This window comes from Aeoliella sp., from assembly GCF_965227375.1.
Classification (GTDB): Bacteria; Planctomycetota; Planctomycetia; order Pirellulales; family Lacipirellulaceae; genus Aeoliella.
In genome coordinates, this window is the sequence record NZ_CBDDFX010000002.1 from 4,417,605 (window position 1) to 4,436,212 (window position 18,608).

At 59.3% G+C, this 18,608-nt stretch carries 18 protein-coding genes; 4 read left to right on the forward strand and 14 right to left on the reverse strand.

From position 1 onward, the window contains the following. Positions 1 to 163 precede the first annotated feature (163 nt). The 9 genes from ACQK2L_RS30230 to ACQK2L_RS30270 form a co-directional block, all read right to left on the reverse strand. Positions 164 to 2,767: a polynucleotide kinase-phosphatase gene (locus ACQK2L_RS30230; RefSeq protein WP_425400785.1), complete on the reverse strand. Its 2,604-nt coding sequence runs from the start codon at positions 2,765 to 2,767 to the stop codon at positions 164 to 166. Then, positions 2,760 to 3,533 carry a tRNA(His) guanylyltransferase Thg1 family protein gene (locus ACQK2L_RS30235; RefSeq protein WP_425400786.1) on the reverse strand — a complete coding sequence of 258 codons (774 nt, stop codon included), beginning with the start codon at positions 3,531 to 3,533 and terminating at the stop codon, positions 2,760 to 2,762. Before ACQK2L_RS30235 ends, ACQK2L_RS30230 begins: the two co-directional genes overlap by 8 nt. Further along, entirely contained in the window at positions 3,523 to 3,972 is a 450-nt protein-coding gene (locus ACQK2L_RS30240) for an AAA family ATPase (RefSeq protein WP_425400787.1), read from the reverse strand. The genes ACQK2L_RS30235 and ACQK2L_RS30240 overlap by 11 nt, the downstream gene beginning before the upstream one ends. 8 nt (positions 3,973 to 3,980) lie before the next feature. Continuing rightward, the gene (locus ACQK2L_RS30245) at positions 3,981 to 4,727 is read right to left on the reverse strand and encodes a nucleotidyltransferase domain-containing protein (protein ID WP_425401136.1); all 747 of its coding nucleotides are present in this window, start codon (positions 4,725 to 4,727) and stop codon (positions 3,981 to 3,983) included. 239 nt (positions 4,728 to 4,966) lie between these two features. After that, positions 4,967 to 5,929, reverse strand: coding sequence for a nucleotidyltransferase domain-containing protein (locus tag ACQK2L_RS30250; RefSeq protein ID WP_425400788.1), 963 nt, complete (start codon positions 5,927 to 5,929; stop codon positions 4,967 to 4,969). A gap of 3 nt (positions 5,930 to 5,932) precedes the next feature. Beyond that, a complete protein-coding gene (locus ACQK2L_RS30255) occupies positions 5,933 to 6,487 on the reverse strand; it encodes an NIF family HAD-type phosphatase (RefSeq protein WP_425400789.1) in 555 nt (184 codons plus the stop codon). Between the two features lie 48 nt (positions 6,488 to 6,535). Further along, on the reverse strand, positions 6,536 to 6,850 hold the full coding sequence (locus tag ACQK2L_RS30260; protein WP_425400790.1) for a hypothetical protein: 315 nt from the start codon (positions 6,848 to 6,850) through the stop codon (positions 6,536 to 6,538). Positions 6,851 to 6,935: 85 nt separating this feature from the next. Beyond that, a complete protein-coding gene (locus ACQK2L_RS30265) occupies positions 6,936 to 7,442 on the reverse strand; it encodes a hypothetical protein (RefSeq protein ID WP_425400791.1) in 507 nt (168 codons plus the stop codon). Positions 7,443 to 7,465: 23 nt separating this feature from the next. Continuing rightward, the gene (locus ACQK2L_RS30270; protein ID WP_425400792.1) at positions 7,466 to 8,884 is read right to left on the reverse strand and encodes a 3' terminal RNA ribose 2'-O-methyltransferase Hen1; all 1,419 of its coding nucleotides are present in this window, start codon (positions 8,882 to 8,884) and stop codon (positions 7,466 to 7,468) included. 253 nt (positions 8,885 to 9,137) lie between these two features. On the opposite strand from ACQK2L_RS30270, the gene ACQK2L_RS30275 reads away from it, so the two are divergent. Then, complete coding sequence (locus ACQK2L_RS30275) at positions 9,138 to 10,028, forward strand: helix-turn-helix domain-containing protein (protein ID WP_425400793.1); 891 nt, start codon at positions 9,138 to 9,140, stop codon at positions 10,026 to 10,028. On the opposite strand, the gene ACQK2L_RS30280 is transcribed toward ACQK2L_RS30275, so the two are convergent. Both ACQK2L_RS30280 and ACQK2L_RS30285 read right to left on the reverse strand, forming a co-directional pair. Further along, positions 10,025 to 10,648 (reverse strand): hypothetical protein, encoded by a 624-nt coding sequence (locus ACQK2L_RS30280; protein ID WP_425400794.1) that lies wholly within the window; start codon positions 10,646 to 10,648, stop codon positions 10,025 to 10,027. The two genes, ACQK2L_RS30275 and ACQK2L_RS30280, sit on opposite strands and share 4 nt — an antisense overlap. 107 nt (positions 10,649 to 10,755) lie before the next feature. Next, positions 10,756 to 11,781 (reverse strand): DUF1559 domain-containing protein, encoded by a 1,026-nt coding sequence (locus ACQK2L_RS30285; protein ID WP_425400795.1) that lies wholly within the window; start codon positions 11,779 to 11,781, stop codon positions 10,756 to 10,758. Positions 11,782 to 12,227: 446 nt separating this feature from the next. On the opposite strand from ACQK2L_RS30285, the gene ACQK2L_RS30290 reads away from it, so the two are divergent. The 3 genes from ACQK2L_RS30290 to ACQK2L_RS30300 all read left to right on the forward strand — a co-directional run bounded on the left by ACQK2L_RS30290 (position 12,228) and on the right by ACQK2L_RS30300 (position 16,322). Continuing rightward, complete coding sequence (locus ACQK2L_RS30290) at positions 12,228 to 13,334, forward strand: dockerin type I domain-containing protein (protein ID WP_425400796.1); 1,107 nt, start codon at positions 12,228 to 12,230, stop codon at positions 13,332 to 13,334. A 59-nt stretch (positions 13,335 to 13,393) separates the two neighbouring features. Then, positions 13,394 to 14,206 carry a PEP-CTERM sorting domain-containing protein gene (locus ACQK2L_RS30295; RefSeq protein ID WP_425400797.1) on the forward strand — a complete coding sequence of 271 codons (813 nt, stop codon included), beginning with the start codon at positions 13,394 to 13,396 and terminating at the stop codon, positions 14,204 to 14,206. Between the two features lie 82 nt (positions 14,207 to 14,288). Beyond that, on the forward strand, positions 14,289 to 16,322 hold the full coding sequence (locus ACQK2L_RS30300; protein WP_425400798.1) for a glycosyl hydrolase: 2,034 nt from the start codon (positions 14,289 to 14,291) through the stop codon (positions 16,320 to 16,322). A gap of 13 nt (positions 16,323 to 16,335) precedes the next feature. Here the strand turns inward: ACQK2L_RS30300 and acpS are convergent, their stop codons facing one another. Genes acpS through ACQK2L_RS30315 form a run of 3 tightly spaced genes read right to left on the reverse strand, consistent with a single transcriptional unit; the run spans position 16,336 to position 18,513 of the window. Continuing rightward, entirely contained in the window at positions 16,336 to 16,719 is a 384-nt protein-coding gene (gene acpS, locus ACQK2L_RS30305; RefSeq protein WP_425400799.1) for a holo-ACP synthase, read from the reverse strand. 15 nt (positions 16,720 to 16,734) lie between these two features. Beyond that, positions 16,735 to 17,205: a hypothetical protein gene (locus tag ACQK2L_RS30310; RefSeq protein WP_425400800.1), complete on the reverse strand. Its 471-nt coding sequence runs from the start codon at positions 17,203 to 17,205 to the stop codon at positions 16,735 to 16,737. A 45-nt stretch (positions 17,206 to 17,250) separates the two neighbouring features. Further along, entirely contained in the window at positions 17,251 to 18,513 is a 1,263-nt protein-coding gene (locus ACQK2L_RS30315; RefSeq protein ID WP_425400801.1) for a trans-sulfuration enzyme family protein, read from the reverse strand. Positions 18,514 to 18,608 lie beyond the last annotated feature (95 nt).

Here is an 18,608-nt window from a genome sequence, read left to right on the forward strand (position 1 = left end):
AGCCAGATGTCGAGGACCTTGCAGAGTACCAATTCAGGCGGCATGGAGTCGGTGCCGCCTTTCGTCATTCTGATTCTAATGCAAGGGTTACCTGATTGCTACTTTGGTCCTTGACCGTAATGGTTAGACCACTCGTAGAGGTCCTGCTGTACTCTGGCGCAGCTTACAACCGCGGATCGACCGGTTCGCTTTCCAAAGCCAGCACTCCGAACACGCATTCGTGCACGCGACGGAGTGGCTCGCGACGCACGAATCGCTCTAACGCTTCGATGCCGAGGGCGAACTCGCGCAGCGCGAGCGAACGCTTCGCGCCCAGACCCCGCTTTCGCAATCGCGTGAGGTTCCTATCGCTCGTATAGTCGGGTCCATAGATGATGCGCAGGTACTCCCGCCCGCGGCACTTCACAGCGGGCTGCAATAGCCCCTTCTTCCCCTTCGCGATGAAGTCGAGCGGCTTGACGACCATCCCTTCCCCGCCCCGCTCCGTGAGTTCGATCCACCACTCCGTCGCCGCGGCGACTTGGTCCGGATCTGTCACATCGACCGAGCGATAAGGCGTCGCGAGCAGCACCTGCGCGTCCTGATCGCAGACCTTAGAGAGTGTCTGCATGTGCCATTCGTGGTTCTGCTGCACGTGCACGCGGCCTTCGGTGGCCAGCACGTGGAACGGTGCCAGCTTGAAATCGTCAATCGACTCGACCGACCAACAATACTGCCGGTAGGCGTCCACAAACTTCTGTGCCGCTCGCCCGCGTTGGGCAAAGTCTTCCTGGAGTCCCTCGACAAGGTCCGACTCCTCTCCACTCAGGCGCGCAGCGGCAGTACCAAGCGACTCGAGTACCGCCGGCAGAGCTCCGCGCGCCGCGGATCCAACCGCAGCATATTGCAACTTCAGCAATTCCTGGGCCTTGGCCGACCAGGGCATCAGTTCGCAGTCGAGAACCACCCACTCAGTGGCAAAGTCCTCCCAGAAGCCACTCGCAGTGAGCGCGTCGCGCACACGCCGGAGCATTGCGACTTCGAGCGCTGCTTGGTTGAAGAAGCGTCGCCCGGTGCGTGTGGTGATGACGCCCGCTTCACCATCCACACCAAAACGCTTTGCCGCGGCCTTCTCGTCGCGGCACACCACGACCACCGCCCGCGATCCCATGTGCTTCTCTTCGCACACCACGCCGGGCACGCCCTGGCTGCGGAAGTAAGCGAACGCTTCTTCCGGGTGTTCGAGAAACCCCTCTTTGGTGCTAGTTTCCGATGGCGACATCGTCGGCGGCAGGTACACCAACCACTTCGGATTCGCAGCGAAGCGGCTCATTACCTCCAGCGCCGCCGTGGCGTTCTCTTCGCGAATAGTCACGTTCTGCCGCAACCGCGTCGAAACGATGCGTTTACCGGTCACGTCGGCCAAGTCCAACAGGTCGTCGTGCTCGTGTTGCGTGGAGAGCGACGGCGACTTCTGATCCTCATCGAGGAACGGGCGTGCAGGCTCGCAGTAGGTTTGCTTCGCCTTGACCGAAACGGTTTCCAGTTCCGGATACCGCAATGCCGTGAGTGCGCCGCCGAACACACAGCCGGTGTCGATGTTGATCGTCTTGTTCAGCCAGTCGGGCTCGGGCACCGGCGTGTGGCCGTACACCACCATGGCGTCGCCGCGGTACTCGGCTGCCCACGGGTAACGGACCGGCAGGCCAAACTCGTCGGTCTCCCCGGTCGTTTCACCGTACAGCGCAAAGTCGCGAACCTTGCCCGACCCACGTCCCTGCATCGACTCCTTCATGCCGGCGTGGGCGACAACGATTTTGCCATCGTCGAGCACATAGTGACTCACGAGCCCGTCGAGAAAGTCAGCCAGCTGCTTCGTAAACGCTTCCCGATGCTTGTCCGGCACCGCGTCGATCTCGGCAAGCGTCTCGGCCAAGCCATGCGTGACTTGCACGTTGCGTCCGCGGAGTTTCCGAAGCAACTTCATGTCGTGGTTTCCAGGCACGCAGAGGGCCGATCCCTGCCACACCATGTTTCGCACAATGCTCACCGTGTCGAGAACTCGCGGCCCTCGATCCACCAGGTCACCAACAAACACCGCCTTGCGGCCCTCGAGGTGAGTGTAGCTCTTCTCGCCCCAGACGAACTGCCCAGCTGAGATGATGCTCTCTTGATAGCCGAGTTGGTCCAGCAACTCCTCCAACTCGTCGCAGCAGCCATGCACGTCGCCAATGAAGTCGAACGGGCCGTGCTCGTCGCGCTTGTCGTTCCACAGTGGAGTCCGCTCGATGGTTGCCGCGTCGACGTCTGCCGGCGAGTCGAGCACGAAAATGTGCCGGAATCCCTCACGCCGCAGCCCATTGATCGAGCGTCGCAGTTGCGATCGCTGACTGCGGATCACATGAGGCCCGAAGTCGCGGTCGGTCCGATCACGGTTTCGCTCCTGGCAGATGTCCTCGTGTAGGTTGAACACGATCGCCACCGGCAGCGTGTGGTACTTTTTGGCCAGCGACACCAACGGCGCCCGAGCCTCCCGCTGGACGTTGGTCGCATCGACCACGGTAAGCCGCCTTGCCGCCAACCGCTTCGCGGCAATGTAGTGCAGCACCTCGAATGCATCGTTGGTGGCCGCCTGGCTGTTTTCGTCGTCGCTCACCAGCCCCCGGCAATAGTCGCTCGACAGCACTTCGGTCGGCAAGAAATGCCGGCGCGCGAAAGTGCTCTTGCCGGAGCCGCTGGGGCCGATCAGGACGACGAGGGACAGGTTGGGGATCGACAGTTCAGGCAACTTGCTTCCCCTCCTCGATCAAACTGGCGACGAAATCGCTGTACTCATCCCGCATCGGCAGATCGAACACCGGCTTCAGCCGCCGGCGCGTGGTTGTGACGGGTTGCCCGGTCTTTTGGTTCACCGCTTCCTTCTCGTGTCTTTCCCAGACGACACCGATGCCTCGTTTTCGCCAGCTTGGCAAATCGTTGAAGTTGACGCCCCGCTGGAAGAGCAGCTCGTTCTTGTCGGCAACCGAGAGCTTCATCAACGCCTCGTTTGCGTGGTGCGCGTCCTGTCCTTCCTTGCGGAGCGCCCAATAGCAGTGGGCGTTTAGCGCGTTGCGGTGGGCATCTTCGCTACGCCAGCGGAAGTAGTCTACCACGTCACCCTTGGTGGGCAACTGAGAGAATCGGCAGTCGAAGCAAGCCACTCCGCCGAGCAACAGCGAGAACTTGGCGCTGGCCTCGCCGGCGAGCACGGAGTTCATCTTGCGCGTCTTCCGACCAAACGTGTTTTCGTTGCGGTCGAGCAGCAGCGAGATTTCGTCGCTCTGGGTGTAGCCATAGGTCACCCTGAACCCACAGTTCATCAAGTGCTCGACCGCTTGGACCATGGCGTTGCGAAACCGCTCGTCGAACGGGGATTCGAAATCGTGTACCTCTTTGGTCAATCGCGTGAAGCTCCTCCCATCAAGCCGGGCGACCATGTAGATACCTGGCAACACGCAATAGTCGTGGGCTGTCTCGAAGACGCGTATCTTGCTGTCGAGTTCGTCAAACTTCATTCGCCCACTCGCTTACTACAAACTCGCCGGTGTCGCCAATCGACACGTAGTACAACTCGTCGAACCCCTCTTCCCACTCTGGCAATTGGAGTCTTCCATAGGTTCCTAGCAGGCCTTTCAGAGGGATCACCTGCTGCGGGGAACGTTGACTATTCCGCGTCGTACAGTCTTCCAGCTTCGATGCAAAGTAGTAGCCGACCACGCGAAAACCAGCCGCCTTCGCCCCCTGGATGGTTCGGACACGATCTTCCCGTGTGGGGTTCGTGTTATCGACGACATAGGCCTGCTTCGCGTCGTGGCACGCGGCGATGAGCAGCATCTCGCGATGCCGAGTCCGCAACATGTCGAGGTTAATCCGGACATGCGTGTCGAACAGGCGCTGCCGGCAGAAGGTGGACTTTCCGGACGCTTGAAGGCCGATGAGGATGATGGCTTCCATGCGTCACTCTAACCCGCCGTTACTCGCAGCCGCACCAGCAGATCATTTAGCGCCGCCTTGCCAGTCGCCTGGTCCGGCAACGTCGACTTTTTCATCGCGGTTTCCAGCTCTTTGACCAGCCGCTGGTACTCCCGCTGGTGGAACTCAACGTCCGCTGCATCCAGCGTTCCCTTCTCGGGGCCCGCGAGCTTCCGCTCCACCAGTTCGTGAATGTACGGCAGTTTGACCGACTCGTTGAGCGTTAGCAAGTTTGCTTCTATCTCTCCGGTGCGCATCAGGTGGATGCCGGTCAGCAGGACGCGGTAGACGTACAACAGCGGCTTGACGCGTGGGGGACTGTCTTTGCCAAACAGCTTCCATTGGGTCGCCGCAAAGCCGAGGTAATGATGGGCGTGGTGCCGAGTGATGCACTTCGGCGCGATCGCCTTCAGTTCCTCATGCTCCGGCGTGGTATGCACGACCAGCGGCGAGAGCAACTGCTCCAGCACGTAGCCATTCTTCTTGAGCATCAGCGTGAAGAACTTTTTCGCGTCGTGCGTCACGAGGTCGATCTCCAACCCGTCGTGCACGCCCTCTCTTTCGACGGTCTCTTCACCAAGATCTAGTGCCACTACTTGCTTAAGCGGCAGCAGATGCACGCCTCGCAGGTCGAAGTCGGAGTCGGCCGACGGGAAACCATACAGGTGCGCACCGCTGATCGTGGCGAACAGCAACGGGTAGGCATGGGATCGAGTCTGTTCCATCAGCAATCCCATTGGGACATGACTTGAACTGCACTCGACAAAAGTCGTGTCAATTCCAATGCGGACCAGATCTTCCTCCGAGTATCGCTTTGACACTTCCTTGCCGCCTGCGCTCAAATAGTAGTTGTACTTTTGATCTTTGTAGTGCCAAACAATGTCACGGATTCGACCACGGTGAGGCGTTCGATTACGTTCATTGACGACCACCTCTACTGCTTCGCCGAACGCGAACGATGGCTTCGGTTTGTCATTCACGGCAATTCCTCCCCTACGGCCAGCCGCCGCGCCCGCACCAAGAACTCGTTCGCCCGCTCATAGTCCGGCCGCTCCGGCAGTTTCGATTCGTCGAGTGATCGATCGAACTGCTTGTGCAGCTCCTTTCGCCACGACTCGATCTCGTCCCAAGGCATCTCTTCGTTCTTGATCGCAAACAGTCGCTCGCGGTGCTCGCCCACGTCGACCGGCACGAAGCCTTCGCGCAGCACGTGGATGCCCGACAACAGCAGCCGGATCAAGTGCATCACGTGTTTGGGTTTGATACGGCCCTGATTGCGGAGGTCGGCTTGCATGCGTTTGAACTGGCTCATCACGTAGCCGTTGTACGTTTGGTACACCAGCCGCGAGAGGAACGCGTCGCGCATGGCGAGCAGCTCGTCGGCCAACGGCGTCGCGTACTCCACCAATGGCGTGTATAAGCACTCCAGGATGTTCGGGTTGCCCTTCAAGGCCATGACCAGAAACTTCTGCAACTCCCAATAGCACTCTTCGGAGCCTTCGTTCTCCAGTTGCTCCGGCACACCGTACAGCGACCAGTGCAACTCGGCAGGCGGCAGGTAAATGCCGCGGCGGTCGGTGTCGGACTCCTCGGTATCGAGCCCGAACGCCCGCGAACCCACCACACAGCGATAGATCACGCGGTCGAACAGCCCATACGTCGAGAGAGCGGGATTGGAATCGCCGCTAGAGCCCTGGCCTGCTGGCATCTCTTTCCATTGGGCAAGCAGCATCAACTGGTGATGATGCAATGGCGCCTCGAACCCGTCGGGAAAGCGAATCCGGTACGAGTGATTCCGATCCCGCGGCGAGCGCACCACCACCCCCACCGCGCCGGCCGGGTGCACGGCCTTCCCATCGGACGCCTGCACCGCCTTGAGGGCAACGACCTGGGTACCTACGGAGTAGATGAGGCTCGGGCTGTTGTGGGTGGATGTCATTCTCTATTCGGCAACGTGGCTTCGCCATCCACGCTTCTCCAACTTTCTGAAATCGGTTTTGTCCGCGAGTGACCGCAAGTACTTTAGCAATATCGACAACTCTTTGTCTTGGTCATTGCCCTCGAACGGTTGAATATAGACCGCGTTACCGTAGTTGCGCGCCAGCTTGGCAGGAGTGTCGTCGACGAACAGGACTCGATCGAGCGAGAATCCGAGCCGCTTCACTTTCTTGAGGTCCTTGATAAACACCGTCTCCATTGTCTCGTGATCCATCCGCGGAGTGCAGCGTCGGCAGGACCACACGAAGTTCCAGTCGATCCCAACCGGGCGGATCTCTGCCGCGATTCGCTCGACGTAGCCGCTCGAAGCCGAAGACCACACGGCTAGCTCAAACGAATCCGCAACACCAGCCAAAAACTCCGCCAGCCCTGGTCGTTGATAAACATGGTAAGGCCCAACTTGGAAATCCGGCTTCCGGTGCAAAACAGTCTCCGATCCGTGGATGAGGCACTCATCGAGATCGAGGATCAATAGCGCACGTTGTTCGGATTCACACATCTAGCTTTGAGTTGTCCACTGCGAGCAGCTGAGTTCCAGTATTCGAGTCTACTGCGATTTATCGTCACGGACCTCTGTGACAATGCCAAGGACGTCGTCAATTGGAGCCCACCCATTGATTTTGCCCAAGTTGTTTCCGATGAGCACTTGGCCTTCTGCGATGTCTTTGACGATGTGCACCAGGTAGTTTCCCTTCCATCGGAGAAACACGATGTCGTCAACTTGAACTATCCGTTCCCTCACTGGGGCTATCGTCACAAGTTGGCCACTCTCAATCCTGCCACGCATAGAGCCACCTTGCGGCCGCACGTCGGCGACGTCGCCCTTCTCCAATGCAGCTAGTGCGTCTCTTACCCAGCTCATTCTGCAACGTCCCGAATCACGTTTTCTGACAGTTCTCTTGCCTAGCACCAAGTAGTTGCGATCGATGGGCGGTTGTGACCAAAGATCACGTTTCACACGACCGTCCGAAGAAAGTGACGTTGTACGGTTCGAGCACGGCAATGGTGGCGTCATTCTCTGAAAAAGAGGCGAACGCCCAATCACCCGAGAAGGCCTCAAATGCTAGCTCGCTGACCTTCTCGCCGGTGGAAGTTCTCTGCACCAACAGCATCGCATCCTCAACACTGACCCTTAGCTCTTGGTCTAGGATGGTCGATTGCGTTCTGGGGTGGTTGTACTCCAAGCCAAAGATGTGATACCGACCAGCTGCAGGCCCTCCCTCAATTTCTACTACTCCGTTTGAATCCATCCAATCCTGCAAGGCAGCGAGCGGCGAATTGCCATCGGTCCCATCGTCTGTCCAAACTACATCGCCATGCTGGATGTCCCAAACACTGTAAATATTGTCGTCATACTCAGCGATGAGGCATTTGGCGCCGTCCTCAGACAATCCGGCGTGCCAGAAACGTTCACCGCATCGCCAATCGTCGCAATGTCCAATTCGCTGCCACATCGTCTCAGCGTCCCAATTCTCGCTCACCCATTCTGCAACTCAAACACCGCCATCTGCGACGGCGCTCCCACCTCCGCTTCCTCTGGCCCCACCGGCAGGTACCGCACACGATACCCAAACCGCTCGGCCACTCCGCCCGCCCATTCTTCGAACTCCGCTCGCGTCCACTCGAAGCGGTGGTCGCTGTGGCGCATTTCGCCGACGGGGAGTGATTCCCAAACCACGTTGTACTCGCGATTCGGAGTGGTGAGCACCACGGTCCGCGGCTTAGCGTGCTGGAACACCACACGCTCGAAGGCCGCCAGGCGGGGCGGGTCGAGGTGCTCAATGACTTCGACAACCGCGGCCGCGTCGAAGTTCGCCAGTCGCTCGTCGCGGTAGGTCAGCGCACCGTGCACCAGTCGGATTCGCTCCCGCTGCCGCTCAGGCAGACGGTCGAGTTTCAGCCGTCGATGGGCGATCTCGAGCGAGCGGACCGACACATCCATGCCGAGAATTTCAGTGAACTGACTATCAGCCAGCAATTCACGGAGCAGTTTGCCTTCGCCACAGCCGAGGTCGACCACGCGTTTCGCGCCCGAGGAGCGAATAGCGGCCATCACGGCCCCCAACCGCTGTTCGTGCAGGCTCAGTTCGCGTTCGGCCTGTGGAGTGGATGCCTCGTCTGTCGCCTGCTCGTCGTCCGGTGCGGTTGCTTCCTCCTCCACCAGTCGCGCGAGGGCTTGCCGGACCAGGCTCTGGCGTTTCGAGAGGTATCGTCGGGTGATGGTCGCGCGCTCGGGGTGGTCGCCAAGCCACGACTCCCCTTTGGAGAGCAATTTCTCCACTTCGTCCGCCCCGAAGTAGTAGTGCTTCTTACCGTCGAACACGGGAATCAACACATAGAGGTGCTGCAACAGCCGGGCGATGGTCGTCGACTGCTCTAACTCGACCGAGTAGTACGGACTCTCACCCCACTCGGGGAATTCTTCGTCCAGCGGATGACGCTTGGCGTTGATCGTGTAGCCGAGCGGGCCGAACATCCGCTCCAACATCTCCGTGGCCGACGAGTTGGGGCCACCGCGCACAGGTAGCACGTCGATGCGGGCGGTGAGCGGAATCTCGACATCAACCAGCTCCGCCCGGTCTTTCGACTTGCCCGAAAGCGCCGACCCAAACACCTGCGAGATGGCCACGCTCAACAGCGACGACGCCACGAACGGCCGGTCGTTGACGTACTGGTCGAGCAGCCCATCCTTCCAGTTGCCCTTGCCGCGCACCAGCCCAACGGGATCGACGTCGAGCAGCAAACAACAGGCGCACGCCTGTTCGTTCGCCTCCGGATAGAACACGTGAGCCTTGCCGAACGACAGGGGGAACGTCTGGCACCGGTCGGGGTGCTTATGCAGCAAGTACCCGAGGTCGGTCGCCGACTGGTGAGTCGTGGAGATGGTCAGGAGCATTGGGCTTACCACGATGTCGTACGAGAAAAGGCCCAACACCTGGCGTGGTGCGGGCCTCGCAAAGGTCTTTTGCTTGATGCTGAGAATACTGGCCTCAACGCACAAAAGACAGCACCCTGGGGGTGAGGTTCGCGGTTGGAACACCGGCAACAGGGAGCTGGAAATGGCGATAGGGAACTACAGGAAAACACCTGCGGATAATACTATCGGATCAGATTCTGGCCAATTGCGGCTCAATTCTGTTTTTTGTGGTATGACCGTGTACCGTGAGCATATTGAGCCGCCGCCTCACGAGTCGTTCCGTTTGCTGCGATGGCAGGGAAGCTTGAACGACGTGGAGGTCTGCTTGGCCGACGCCACGCATGTGCCGTTTGTTGGTTCTGGCAAGCATTGGCACGCCCATACCGTGGCCGAGTTGACGTTCATCGGCGAAGGCACCGGCTCTCGGTTCATTGGAGATCACATCGGCAATATTCGGGCGCCGGAATTGGTGTTGGTAGGGGCGAACGTGCCGCACTATTGGAGTGGCCTGGAAGAGTCGCGCGGCTACTCGGTGCAGGTCGATCTCGAGTCGCACGAAGCGCGGCGGGTGTTTCCGGAACTGCGGCAGTTGGATGAACTCTTGGCGGTCTCCACGCGCGGAATTCTATTCGATCCGGAATTGGCCATTCGGGTCGGCGAGCAGATGCAGCGGATGGAAAAGAGCACTGGTCTGGCACGGCTGACGATGTTGCTGGAGCTGTTTTGCGATCTCAACGCGCTCGATCCTTCGAGCTACCAACTACTGTGCGAGAAGCCATTCACGCTTCATAGCGAGACGCCTCATTCGCATGCGGTGTCCAAGGCCATCGGCCTGGTAATCGAGCACTTTCACGAAGACCTGACGATTGAGGACCTGTGCGAAGCGGTCAATATCAGCCGAGCAACGCTGTGCCGCCACTTCAAACAGTACACGGGCCACACGCCAGTCGGCTTTCTCAACGGAGTCCGCATCGACCACGCGCGGCGGATGCTGGTGGAGGAATCGTGGCCCATCAGCGAGATAGCGATACGCTGTGGCTTCAACAACCTATCGCACTTCAACCGGCTGTTCCTCCGGCAAACCGGGGCGACGCCTTCGCAGTATCGCAACGAGCACACCTAAGGACGCGTGCTGATATTGATCTGCGTCGATACGTCGAGGGCGTCCCTCGAAGTGTCTTCGCCAATGGCCGCACCGCTGCGGACGTCGGCGGGCAGTTTGCTGCTGGGATGCTCGACCTTCACCCGGTAAGCGCCGACGTAGACGCCTTTCAAATTTAAGCCTCTTTCCTTGACTTCGGCAGGCAAATCTTCAGGCGCTACGCTCATTTTCGCCATCCCCGACTTTCCGGTAGTGCCAGTAGCTGGTTTGACCCAATCGGTCATATAAACTTCGGGCTCAAAGGTAATCGTGGCATTCGGCAACGGCCGTCCATCGACGGTGAGTTTAACGTCAAGTCGCCGGAACGCGGCGTCGGCGTTCTCCCAAGCTGCAAAGCGGGCTTGGAGCTCATCCTCGCTCACAGCGCCGTCGCTGTCGGTGTCGTATAGCTGGACATTCTTCTTGATGGCCGGCACGGCATCCAGTTCGCTCCCGTCCAGTTTACCGTCGGAGTTGGCGTCGTAGGCTTCGAGTGCGTCGCTCGCCATTTGTGAAGGCGCCAAGTCGATCTGCAGCGAGGATGGACGCCCGGAGCAGCCGATGACCGCGAGCAACAGCATGGACGCGAAGAGTCTCTTCATCAACTAGTCACACAGAAAATAGGTCAAGCGAAACATTCGACACCGTCTAAAGTGTCAGAACAACGACGAGTGGCGGCAGGAGCCAAGGAGCGTCGACTGACAACCAATCAGGAGCCAGCCACGGGATACAGATCTTCATTCGTATCTCGATCGGAACCACCATCCCAACGGTGCCCGTTGCGACGGTGAACCTCTGGATCGACGTCGTAGCCGATGAGGGACACGGAGCCATCGACAAACGACATGATACAACCTCCCGCGTGAGGGCTGCCAAATCGATCTTCCACACCATCCAGGTTGGGCGTGTCTTGCAATGGGACACGGTCTTCGTTGTCTGGACGGTAGTGATAAGTGGAACGGGCTATATCGTTTTGGAAGCCGGTCCACATCGACCAGTCATTGCCATGTTCGAGTCCGTTCATATAGCTGTTGGCGTTGATATATCGTTCCCCCAGAGCGTACGTATTGGACAACCCGTCGGTGATCGACCGAAGTGGCACCGAGGTTCCCGTGGAGACAATACCGCTGGTCAAATTGAGCTTGGGGGGCCAGCCGGGAGTCGCCAGCACGTCTTCTGGCGTACCTTTGTAAGCGATAGGATCAATACCGCCTTCGAGAAAACGAACGTCACCCGCATTGGCTGCGTAGTCCGAGCGGGCGTGCAACGACGATCGCCGCGAGTTGATGGGTTTGTGGCCTGCGTCGTTCGGATAGGGTATCGCGGGGCGACGGGAGGGACAGTTCATCATATCGAGTGTGAGCGTGTCTCGCTCTTGGTATACGGGCCACTTTCCACGGTCGGTGAGGCCCGATCCCATGTCACGGATGGCCTGCTGCTCGATGTAGGGCAGGATGTTGTAGATCCACCCACCGGGTTGTTTGAGACCATACCCGGCGTCGGGATCGCCCAGCCAACTGCCCACCCATCCTCCGCTCGGCAAGTGGCCATGCGTGTCTTCATGGTTCAGCATTGCTAGCGTCAACTGTTTCAAGTTGTTCGTGCATTGAGTTCTCCGCGCGGCTTCGCGCGCGGCCTGCACCGCTGGTAGGAGTAGCGCTACGAGGATCCCAATAATGGCGATCACCACAAGTAGCTCAACGAGAGTGAAACCAGTTGAGATACGCCTGGACATCTAAACTAGATCCTTCGATGGTTTTGAAGAAGAGCGCGACCTAACGTGAACGACGCGAAAGCGAACAGCGACTGCATAGCATGGTGTGACAAGTTCGAGAGAACTCTCTCAACATACCAGACTACCACCCCCGCGTCGAAGTCTTTAGCTAACGATATTGGCTCAACGCAATGTACTTTTCGGCCAGGCGGGCCGCACAGTCTCGGCGGCGATACAATCCTGTCTCGCGACGATACAAACGTATCACCGCAAAACCGCTGAGAAAATAGGTGGCAAACGTCGTTATCGTGATTTAAAATAGCGTCCACGTGTATAAGCGTTAGGCGACGTCGCTACCTCTGTGAGGCATCCACCTATCACAGCGACCAGCAGCCGCCCTTTTCACAGTTTGCTCGCTTCGCGTACTGCTTGTGTATCTCCTGTTGTCTGCGATGAGGATGAAGTGGATGAATGCTACTGGTAGCAAGCACCTGGCTTGGATTTGCTTCAGCGTTGCGAGCTTTGTACTGGCCGCCCCATGTGCTGATGCCACGGTAACCTCGTCGTCGCTGCATGGCGCGAACGCCGTGGACTTTGATGGACTGCTGCTGGACGACGATGTGATTCAAGGCTTGTCCGAAGAACCACCATCGTTCGGAGAAGCGGGCGTCTACGTCAACGATCAGTTTCCAATATCGGGATGGCACCCCGCCAACAACCAAGACCCCTTGGATCAACTGCCAGCCTTGACGGATGGCACGGGTGTGCGACAAACGGGACTCACTGGCCTGCTGAACGACAACCTGCCGGGCGGGGAACCTATCTCCGGCGCGCCGGTCAAGATCGTCGAGTACGTGATGGCTGAGCCGACGGACATCGGTCGGATCAACATCCTGACCGGCAATAGAAACAACGCCGATGGACGCATCTTCCTGGCAACTTCCATTCTCTACTCGACCGATGGCGGAAACATCTTCCAGAGCCTTGGTTATTTTGAATCCGACCCTTCGGGCGTGTTCAACAACGAGGTGGCGCCCGAGGCACCGTTTGATCCGCCTCAGAAGTCTACCTACACCAGCATCTTCGACGACACTTCGACGACGCTGCTCTCCGGCGTAACCAACCTGGAGCTGTCGTTCTATTCTGTTTCGATATTCGGCGGCGCCGGAAGCGACGTCAGCGGCGTACGCGCCGACCCCTTCGACGGAGTCAATCCCTTCACTAATGTCGACGATGGACTCGGCCCCGCCTACATATCGCCGCTGGTGTGGGAAATCGACGTCGTTGAGCCATCAACCACCGCCGTAGGCGACTACAACAATGACGGCGCGGTGAACATCGCCGACTACACCGTCTGGCGAAACAACCTCGGCGCGACGGTCACTCCGGGCAGCGGCGCCGATGGTAGTGCCAACGGTGTGGTTGACGCAGACGACTACGCGGTATGGAGACTGTATTTTGGAGCAACAAACGGTTCGCTCGGCGCACTGTCGGGCGTTGCGGTTCCCGAGTGCTCCAGCCTGCTGCTACTCACCTTGGGTTCAGCAGGAGCAACCTTGTGGCGACGTAAGTAATACTTAGTTGATCTCTCATGCTTTGATTCTCTGCCTTTTCACCATCGAGGAGAAGTCCAATGAAGCGATTGCTGTTTGCAACTCTATTCCTAGCGTCGGCGTCTGTTGCCAATGCAACAATTACGTCCAGCACGACGCACGCACCAGGAGGAAATGATCTTAATGGCGAGATTGCAGTGGGTGATGCTATCTCCGGTTTGGTGGCGACGGAATTGGCCCCATCTAATGGATGGCATCCTGCAACCCCCGGTGAGCCGGAACGACTAGAAGCCTTTACCGACGACGCTGGCCCCATTTCAGGTTTGACTGGTCTGCTGAACGACTTCCCCCCCAATGTTGGCGACCCGACCAAGACACTGCAATACGACTTGGCGAGCCCGACAAAGATCGGCGAGATCCAGATCCTGGCAGGCAACTTCGGTACCGATGGTCGAGTATTCCTTAACACTCGGATTCTGTATTCCACCGACAACGGTGCGAATTTCTTGCCTTTGGGAGGATACGTTCCTGGTATCGGCTTCAACACCGAAGGATACTATCAGTCGGATGCATCAGGTGTTGTTAACAACGCCACCACCAACATGTGGCAAGCCACGCTGTTGGAGGTGTTTAACGACACCGGGGAGGCGTTAGCCTCCGATGTCACCAATCTGCAGATCGAAATCTATCCAGCCGACAACACCCAAGGTCAAAACCGAGATCCTTTCGACGGGATTAATCCCTACACCGGTGTTGACGACACTCTGACTGCCGCAGCAGTCTCGCCTTTGATTTGGGAAATCGACGTTATTGCCGTACCCGAACCTTCGAGCATCGCGCTGGTCGGCTTGGCGGTCGTGGGACTCGGCTTCGCGGCCCGCAGGCGGCGCTAAGCTCGGGTACCTCCACAGTATCTAAACAACACGCGGGCGGCGGGGTCTTCGATCCGCCGCCCGCTTTACTTAGGCACTCCCCATGTTACGGCCACACTGCAACTTCATACGAACTGGTGGACTCTCCCTCGTGGCTTTGTCCATCATTACTTCGGCAGCCATGGCCGATACGTTTCACGGCCTCAACGCTGGCGCGCCGGTGTGGAACGGCAGTGTGCTGCTGAGTCCCCAGGCGGCTAACGCGTTCGCCGCTACGGGAACCGAGTCGATTCGCGTGAACTTCCGACTCGACGCGGGTGCCACCTCATGGAACGCCAACCAACTGGCAATGTACGACCAGGTGGTGGCCAACGCGCGCAATGCGGGACTGGAAATCCTGGGGCTGTTCTCCAACGAAACGGTCGCCGGAGGCCAAGTGGCTTGGAACGACGACCTCGATGGCGACGGACTGAACAGCTACGTTGCCAACTTCGCCAGCACCGCGGAGCTTCTGGTCGATCGCTACCAGACGGACATACGCACCTTCGAAATCTGGAACGAACCCAACGCCTGGTCGAATCCCAACTACGCATCGGATCCTCAGAACGCCGGCGGCACCTACATCCTTCCGCGGGTGTACGCCAATGTGCTTTCGGAAACTTATCGAGCGCTGGCCGATAGCTCGCTGGTTGGACCAGGTGGAGTGCAGCTCGCCACGGGAGGACTGCTCGCCCACGACATCGGCGGCAGCTTCTCCACGGCCATGCCGTACATGCAGCAAGTCTACGATCAGTCTTCGGTCTGGAGCAGTTTTCAGAACGACTACGGCCGTGAGTACCCTTGGGACAAGTTCGGTTACCACTTCTACATCAGCCAGGGGACGCCGCTCGCCACATCACAGATCGACAGCTACTTCAACGCGGTACGCAGCGGTCAGGCGGCCAACAACGACTCGTCGGACGTGATTGTCACGGAGTTCAGCTGGCAAACCGTGAGTACGAATACACAGGAGTTCCAGCGAGACAACATGGCCATCGCCTACGACTACATGGAGGCGCAACCCTACATCACGCGAACTTACTGGTATGCGTGGACCGACGATGTGACCGGCGCGTGGGGACTGGTCGACGGGAATGGACAGCCCAAACTCTCCTACGACGAGTTCGTGGCCCGAAACGGGGGACAAGCACCTAGGCTGGTTGCCACGACCGAGCACGCCATGGACGATAGTGGGCTGAGCGTGGGCTATAGCACGACGGACTTGCTTGCCGGGCTCATTCCCACCGAACTTGCCGGTGATAACGGCTGGCACCCGGCGAACCCGGCGGCTGGCGATCCAGGTGACCCCAACGGGCTGGCTGCGTTCACCGACGGGGCGGGCGACCTTGGCTCGGGCCTTACGGGCCTACTCAACGACTTCCCACCGATCGGCGCACCGACGAAGACCGTGCTCTACGACCTCGAAGCGCCGCACGACATCGACGAGATTCGCATCTTCACCGGCAACAACGGCAAGGATGGGCGTATCTTCTCGGCCACCGCCATCTACACGTCCGCCGACGGGGAAACGTTCGACCTGTTGGGCTACTTCCAGTCGGATCCTTCGGGCACGGTCAATTCGGCCTCCACGCCCGGTGGACCACTTGGTTCGACGCTGGTGACCATCACGCAAAACGACCTGCAATCGATGGCCACCGGCGTGGAGTTCCTGCGGTTCGACATGTACGCAGCATCGGACGTCAATGGGCTGGCGCGTGATCCGTTCGACGGGGTAAATCCCTTTACGGGTATCGATGACGTGCTTACCGAAGCATACGTCTCGCCGCTGGTTCGCGAGATCGACGTCTTCGGCTCGCTCTCGACACTCCTGGCAGGCGACTTCAATGGCGACGGAGTGGTTAACCTCGGCGACTACACCGTGTGGCGCAACAATCTGGGCGCGGCGACCGACGAGGCGATCAACAACAGCGGCGACGGCAGCCCTGGCGTCACGGCCGGCGACTACCAAGTGTGGAAGGACCACTTTGGCCAGAGCAACGGCCAAGCACAGAGCTTCGCTGGCAGCCAGGTACCGGAACCTGCAACTCTCCTGTTGCTGGCCACCGCGGTGGCGATTTGCTTTCGCCGGGCGCGATAGCCACAGAGAGAGTCTACTCTCCCTCGGCAATCGCGTAGGCGATTGCATGCGATCTGGCGTGGGAGATACTGATGTGGATGCGGCGAATGCCCTGGGCTTCGGCCACTTCGCGCGCCCCCGCGTGCAGTTCGATCGTCGGTGCGCCGCTGGTGAGAGTGACTACCTCCACATCGCGCCAACCGATTCCCCGCCGCCAACCGGTGCCAAGTGCCTTGAGCACCGCTTCCTTGGCCGCCCACCGGCCTGCGTAATGCTGCGTGGCCGCTTTGCGGGTGCTGCAGTAGTTGATTTCACGCTCGGTATAAACCCGGCTGATAAACAACTCCCCATGCCGCTCGATCATGTTTGCAATACGCAAACACTCCGTGATGTCGGTTCCAATTCCGATGATCTGCATCGCAAGGCACAAGGGTTAAGAGCTTTGTTCGTGGGCAACGGTGATGCGCCATCGACTACTAAGTTCGACGATAACCACCGCCGCCAGGGCCAACAAGCAGGCGTCGAGCGCCCACAGCAGCATGGCCGAGGTGGTGGCCTCGGACTGCATGTACTCGAAGAAGCCTTGCTCGGTCCAACCGGGGCGGAACATCTCGACGGCTGGCTCTCGAGCCGCCGCATCCTGGCGGCGCGCCATGGCCAGGCGATAAAGCCAAACGTGCTGGGCTACCACCGCCACCGCGGCCGCCAATAGCGCAACTGGCCAGCGCGGGCGACTCGCACCAAACATCGCGGTGCCACCCACCAACAGCACGCTCAGCAAAGCCCCAGCAGCCAACGATTGCAGGCCAACCAGGAACATTCCACTCGACTGCGGAAGCGCCGCGATCACACCGGTACTCAACCCCGCGGCAATGGCCGCGGCGAAGTTCGTCCAATGGTGCATCGAGGGCGAAGGCTGATCGCTTTCCATCCCTCGATTGTGAGCCGGTTACACGGTGCTGTCGAGCGCCTGAGCCAGATCAGCGATCAGATCTTCCGCATCCTCGATGCCGCACGACATGCGAATCATGTTGTCGGGAATGCCGAATTGCTTCCGCTGTTCGGGGGCATAATTGAAGTAGCTCATCACCATCGGCTGCTCGATGAGCGACTCGACACCGCCCAGGCTGGGAGCGATGCGGGGGATGGTCACCGAGTCGATCACATCGGCTGTGGTACGCCAATCGGCGTCCTTCAGCAGGAAGGTAACCAAACCACCACAACCGCGCATCGTTCGCTTCGCCACCTCGTAGTCGCGGTGCGACTCGAGTCCAGGGTAGTAGACCTTCTCGACACGGGAATGTCCTTCGAGGAACTCGGCTACCTTCTGGCCGTTCTCGTTGTGCCGCGCCATGCGAAGTTCGAACGTCTTGAGCCCGCGGAGCAGGAGGTAAACGTTCTGCGGGCCATTGACCGCGCCCATGATGCCACGCAGGTTGCGGACCGGCTCCATCTTCTCCTTGCTGCCAGCCACCACGCCGGCCAATAAGTCGTTGTGCCCACCCAGGTACTTGGTGGCCGAGTGCAGCACGTAGTCGACACCCGTCTCGATAGGTCGCAGGTTGTAGGGCGTGGCGAGCGTGGCGTCGATCAACGTCTCCACTCCGCTGCGGTGACCCAGGTCGGCGAAGCGATCGAGGTCCACTACGCTCATGTGCGGGTTGGTGGGCGACTCGCTGATCAGCATCCGCGTGTTGGGCGTGATAGCCGCTTCCATCGCGTCGTAGTCGCATGCCGGAACCTGAACGGTCTTCACGCCGAACCGCGCCATGTGCTTCGAGCAGAACTCGCGACTGCGGTGGTAGCACTCATCGAAGAAGATCACCTCGTCGCCGGAGCTGAGTTTGGCCATCAGCAATCCTACGAGCGCCGCCATGCCGCTGGAGTACAACACCGCGTCCTCGGCCCCTTCCAGCGCAGCCAGCTTTCGCTCGGCGACTCGCTCGCCCGGGTTGCCGTAGCGACCGTACTCCTCGCGTGGCTGTTCTTGCTCGATGAAGTCGATTACCGACTGCGTATCGCGAAACGTGTAAGTCGACGCGCAGAAAATCGGATCGGTGATAGAGTCTCCCGGCTTCTGTCGCTGCTCGCCGGCGTGGACGGCGACCGTCGACATGCGACGGCCATCTTGCGACGGTTTGCGCGCGCTACCCTCCAGCGAGTTGGAACAGGGGTCGGAAGCAGATTCGGGGATTTCCAAGCTACTACTCATCACAGGCCTCGAGAACGGCTGGGCATGGCCTGCGAGTGGCGGCACTGCCGCGCACGAAAAAACCGCAGACCAATTTATCACTTGGTATCTGCGGC

Coding starts and splice junctions, on each gene's coding strand:
- ACQK2L_RS30270 (WP_425400792.1), bottom strand. CDS start 8,884: ATGCTCCTGACCATCTCCACGACTCACCAGTCGGCGACCGACCTCGGG.
- ACQK2L_RS30315 (WP_425400801.1), bottom strand. CDS start 18,513: ATGAGTAGTAGCTTGGAAATCCCCGAATCTGCTTCCGACCCCTGTTCC.
- ACQK2L_RS30280 (WP_425400794.1), bottom strand. CDS start 10,648: ATGAAGAGACTCTTCGCGTCCATGCTGTTGCTCGCGGTCATCGGCTGC.
- ACQK2L_RS30310 (WP_425400800.1), bottom strand. CDS start 17,205: ATGCACCATTGGACGAACTTCGCCGCGGCCATTGCCGCGGGGTTGAGT.
- ACQK2L_RS30255 (WP_425400789.1), bottom strand. CDS start 6,487: ATGTGTGAATCCGAACAACGTGCGCTATTGATCCTCGATCTCGATGAG.
- ACQK2L_RS30245 (WP_425401136.1), bottom strand. CDS start 4,727: ATGGGATTGCTGATGGAACAGACTCGATCCCATGCCTACCCGTTGCTG.
- ACQK2L_RS30260 (WP_425400790.1), bottom strand. CDS start 6,850: ATGAGCTGGGTAAGAGACGCACTAGCTGCATTGGAGAAGGGCGACGTC.
- ACQK2L_RS30265 (WP_425400791.1), bottom strand. CDS start 7,442: ATGTGGCAGCGAATTGGACATTGCGACGATTGGCGATGCGGTGAACGT.
- acpS (WP_425400799.1), bottom strand. CDS start 16,719: ATGCAGATCATCGGAATTGGAACCGACATCACGGAGTGTTTGCGTATT.
- ACQK2L_RS30240 (WP_425400787.1), bottom strand. CDS start 3,972: ATGGAAGCCATCATCCTCATCGGCCTTCAAGCGTCCGGAAAGTCCACC.
- ACQK2L_RS30290 (WP_425400796.1), top strand. CDS start 12,228: ATGAATGCTACTGGTAGCAAGCACCTGGCTTGGATTTGCTTCAGCGTT.
- ACQK2L_RS30295 (WP_425400797.1), top strand. CDS start 13,394: ATGAAGCGATTGCTGTTTGCAACTCTATTCCTAGCGTCGGCGTCTGTT.
- ACQK2L_RS30285 (WP_425400795.1), bottom strand. CDS start 11,781: ATGTCCAGGCGTATCTCAACTGGTTTCACTCTCGTTGAGCTACTTGTG.
- ACQK2L_RS30250 (WP_425400788.1), bottom strand. CDS start 5,929: ATGACATCCACCCACAACAGCCCGAGCCTCATCTACTCCGTAGGTACC.
- ACQK2L_RS30235 (WP_425400786.1), bottom strand. CDS start 3,533: ATGAAGTTTGACGAACTCGACAGCAAGATACGCGTCTTCGAGACAGCC.
- ACQK2L_RS30275 (WP_425400793.1), top strand. CDS start 9,138: ATGACCGTGTACCGTGAGCATATTGAGCCGCCGCCTCACGAGTCGTTC.
- ACQK2L_RS30300 (WP_425400798.1), top strand. CDS start 14,289: ATGTTACGGCCACACTGCAACTTCATACGAACTGGTGGACTCTCCCTC.